This is a genomic window from Janthinobacterium sp. UMAB-56, assembly GCF_900095265.1.
Classification (GTDB): Bacteria; Pseudomonadota; Gammaproteobacteria; order Burkholderiales; family Burkholderiaceae_D; genus Janthinobacterium.
The window spans coordinates 13,433-16,529 of record NZ_LT607680.1 but is presented as its reverse complement, the minus strand read 5'-3'; the positions used below and the strand labels follow the sequence as shown (position 1 = coordinate 16,529).

General features: G+C 66.6%; 5 protein-coding genes. All 5 read right to left on the bottom strand.

The features are described 5' to 3' along the window. A partial coding sequence (locus K0F85_RS27880; protein ID WP_219119056.1) for a phage tail protein occupies nt 1–643 on the bottom strand: 643 nt, incomplete at its 3' end. After that, entirely contained in the window at nt 640–1,260 is a 621-nt protein-coding gene (locus K0F85_RS27875; protein ID WP_219119055.1) for a phage tail protein I, read from the bottom strand. The genes K0F85_RS27875 and K0F85_RS27880, both read right to left, overlap by 4 nt. Then, a complete protein-coding gene (locus K0F85_RS27870; protein WP_219119054.1) occupies nt 1,253–2,164 on the bottom strand; it encodes a baseplate J/gp47 family protein in 912 nt (303 codons plus the stop codon). The genes K0F85_RS27875 and K0F85_RS27870 overlap by 8 nt, the downstream gene beginning before the upstream one ends. After that, the gene (locus K0F85_RS27865) at nt 2,161–2,496 is read right to left on the bottom strand and encodes a GPW/gp25 family protein (RefSeq protein WP_374198845.1); all 336 of its coding nucleotides are present in this window, start codon (nt 2,494–2,496) and stop codon (nt 2,161–2,163) included. Before K0F85_RS27865 ends, K0F85_RS27870 begins: the two co-directional genes overlap by 4 nt. 5 nt (nt 2,497–2,501) lie before the next feature. Then, nucleotides 2,502–3,097 (bottom strand): phage baseplate assembly protein V (locus K0F85_RS27860; RefSeq protein WP_219119052.1); only part of this gene is annotated, 596 nt, incomplete at its 5' end.

The window sequence follows — 3,097 nt, the reverse complement described above, 5'->3', positions numbered from 1 at the left end:
TGGCCAGCAGCGGGTGCGGATCAAGAGCCGCCTGATGCTTGGCCAGTTGCTGATCGCCATAGCTGCGCGCGCTGGTGTCTTTCTGATCGACATAGGCGACCTTCGCCAGGAGCGGATGCGGATCAACAGCGGCCAGGTGCTTGGCCAGTTGCGTATCGCTGTAGGCGCGCACGATGATGTCCTGGTCATCGACATACTTGCGCGTGGCCAGAATGATGGACGGGTCGATTTTCAGTTCGATGGCGGCCGTGCTGGCGACGATCAGCACGATGCGCACCACTTGCGTGCGGCCGCTGCCCTCGGCCATCAGGGGCTTGTAGCTGGGCGGGCAGTTGGCCACCGCGCACAGGTCGCCGGCCTCGTCGTAGATACCGATTTCACGAATCCACCAGCCGCCCACGTCCTCGGGCAGCACCTGCTCGACGATGATCTGGCTGGTGTTGGCCGGGTCGATGGTCAGCTGGTTCAGGCCCGCACGGCGCACTTCGCGCACCAGCGCCTTTTGCGTGCGCACAGGCATTGGCAAATTGCCGTTGCCGTCGCCCACGGCCAGGTTTTTCAGTTTCAGGGTTTGGCCCAGGGCGATGGCGTTGGCCAGCTTGGCCTCGCCCACTTCGGTCAGGATGGCAAAGTATGTGCTCATGGATAGATGGTCAGGGTGTCGATGGTATGGGATGCGCCGACCTGCAACAGCGTGCCGCGCACTTCGATGGTTTCCGCGATCCAGGGATACACGGTCATGGCGTCGCCGTGGTACGCACAAGCGCCCGCGTAGATGCTGCCGCGACTTTCCAGATAGATGGCCAGGCCCGTCATGTGGCGGCTGACGGGCTTGGCGTCGGCAATCAGGCGCTCCATTTCCTGAAACATGGCGTCCGTGATGCCCGTGTCCAGCACGCCGACGTCGAGGCGGAAGGTGCCCGGCACGCCCGGCGGCGTGGTCTGCCACCATTCGGTGATGCGGATCACGTAGCCCAGGGACTCGACTACGCGGCGCACGGCGGCAATCGTGCCCTTGTGCTTGTGGATGAAGTAGGACGCCTTGATGGTGCCGCGCTTGATCGATTCGGGCCAGGCGTCGTCCCAGCGGTCGACGGAACAGGCCCAGGCCAGAAACGGAAGCAGGACAACCGGACAGCGGTCGGCGCTCCACAGGTCGCGCAGCGGCATGGGCACGTTGACCAGCTCGGCGCAGGCCACGGCAATGGCGCGCTCCAGCGCGGTAGTGTTGGGCGGCAGGGTTGGCACGGTCTTATTCATCGCGCACCACCACATTGAGCTTGATGGCCGTGCAGCGCGCGGCCTGAGTGGCGTTCAGTTCGATGTCGGCGGCCGGGCTGGTCAAGACCACCTTGCGCACGCCCTCGACGTGGACGGCGGCGCTGCAGGCGGATCGGTAGATGCTGTGCCCCAGCGGGCGGCGCGGCTGCGACACGCGCACGGCGTTGGCGCGCGCCGCGTCCAGCAGAATCGGCACTTCCGGGCCGACGCCGATAAACAAGGTGGCCTCGATCTGGTAATCGATGACCTGGGCGGCCTGCACGCTCAAGCGGTCGCCTAGGGGGCGCACTTCCTCGGCGTTGAGCGCGCGCGCCACGGTGGCCAGCAGCGCGGCGTCGGCGATGCCTGTGTCGTTGTTGGCCAGCACCGTGACGGTGACGCTGGCCGGTGCGGGGCTGGTGGCGCTCGCGTCCTTGACGCGGCCGTCGCTGCTGCGGGCGTGGAATTCATACGACGCTTTCGGGCCGGCCACGGACAGGCCGTCCGGCGCTTCCTGGATGCGCAGGCGGTAGGCGTCGTTGTCTTCCATGACAGCGGCCACGGGCGGCAGGGCGTTCGGATTGGCCGGCGTGATGGTCAGGCGCGCCACGTTGACGTTGGCGCCCAGCTGGTCCAGGTCGCCGTCGAGGGCAAAGGCCAGCATGACGGCCTTGCCCGCCTCGTTGACGCGGTTGCGCAGGATGGTTTCCTGGTATGCGTTTTCTTCCAGCAGCTTGGTGGCTGGCTCCGATTCCAGTTCTAACAGGGCCGTGACGGCTTCGCGCCCGGCTTCTGGCAGCAGGCTCACCAGGTGGGCTTTGCGCGTGGCCAGGATGGTTTCGAAGTCGAGCACTTCGACCACGCTCGGTGCCGGCAACTGGGTCAGGTCGATGGGCGTGCTCATACAGCGCCCCCTTGCTTGACGGGCACGGACAGGGTGATGCCCTGGCCATTCGCCGTGCCATCGAGCAGCAGCGCGATGGCGCCGTCCGTGTCGCGCGTGAGCTGCACGCTGGCCAGCTGTAAACGCGGCTCCCAGCGACGCAGGGCAAAGGCGGTGGCGGCATAGATGCGCAACTGCGTGGCGCTGTTCAGGGGCTGGTCGATCAGCTCGGGCACTTCGGAACCATAGCGGCGGCGCCGGATGCGCGAGCCGATGGGTGTCGTGAGAATGTCGGCCACTGATTGGCGCAGGTGGCCCAGGCCCATCAGGCTGCGCCCGGTGGTGGCGTGCATGCCCATCATGGTTGCGGCCCGCCCGACTGGTCGCCGCCGGCTTTGACGCCACCGTGCGGATGCTTGGCCAGGCTGATGGTGCCGGCCAGCACGTCTTCACTGGCTTTGATCGTTCCTTGCACGGCCATGGCCACGCCGCCAGCGGCGCCGGCCTTGGCGTTCACGCCACCATTCAGGGCGGTGGCGCCTTCCACGGTGGTGGACTGCTTGACGATCAGGTTTTTCATGACGGTCAGGTCGCCCGTGCAGATGGTGCTGGGCGCGTTCGACGTGACCTTGTCGGCGGTGATGGTGGCGGTGCCGCCGGGGAGCGTCGCCGTCAGGGCGTGGGCCGCATGGTCGTACTGCACCACGGCGCCGTCGGGGTAATGCGTGGTGTGGATACTGTCGCTCGATTCGGGCGCGTCAAATTCCTGCGAGTACAGCGCCGGAACGATGATGCCGCGCGTCAGATCGCCGCCAGGGGAAAAGACAATCACCTGTTCGCCCACTGTGGGCGCCGACCAGGTGCGCGTGCTGCCGGCACGCCGTGTGGCCCAGTTCAGCCATTCAGTGGTGAGTGTCGGCCCGAGTCGCACGCGCGCCTTGGCCCCTTTGACCT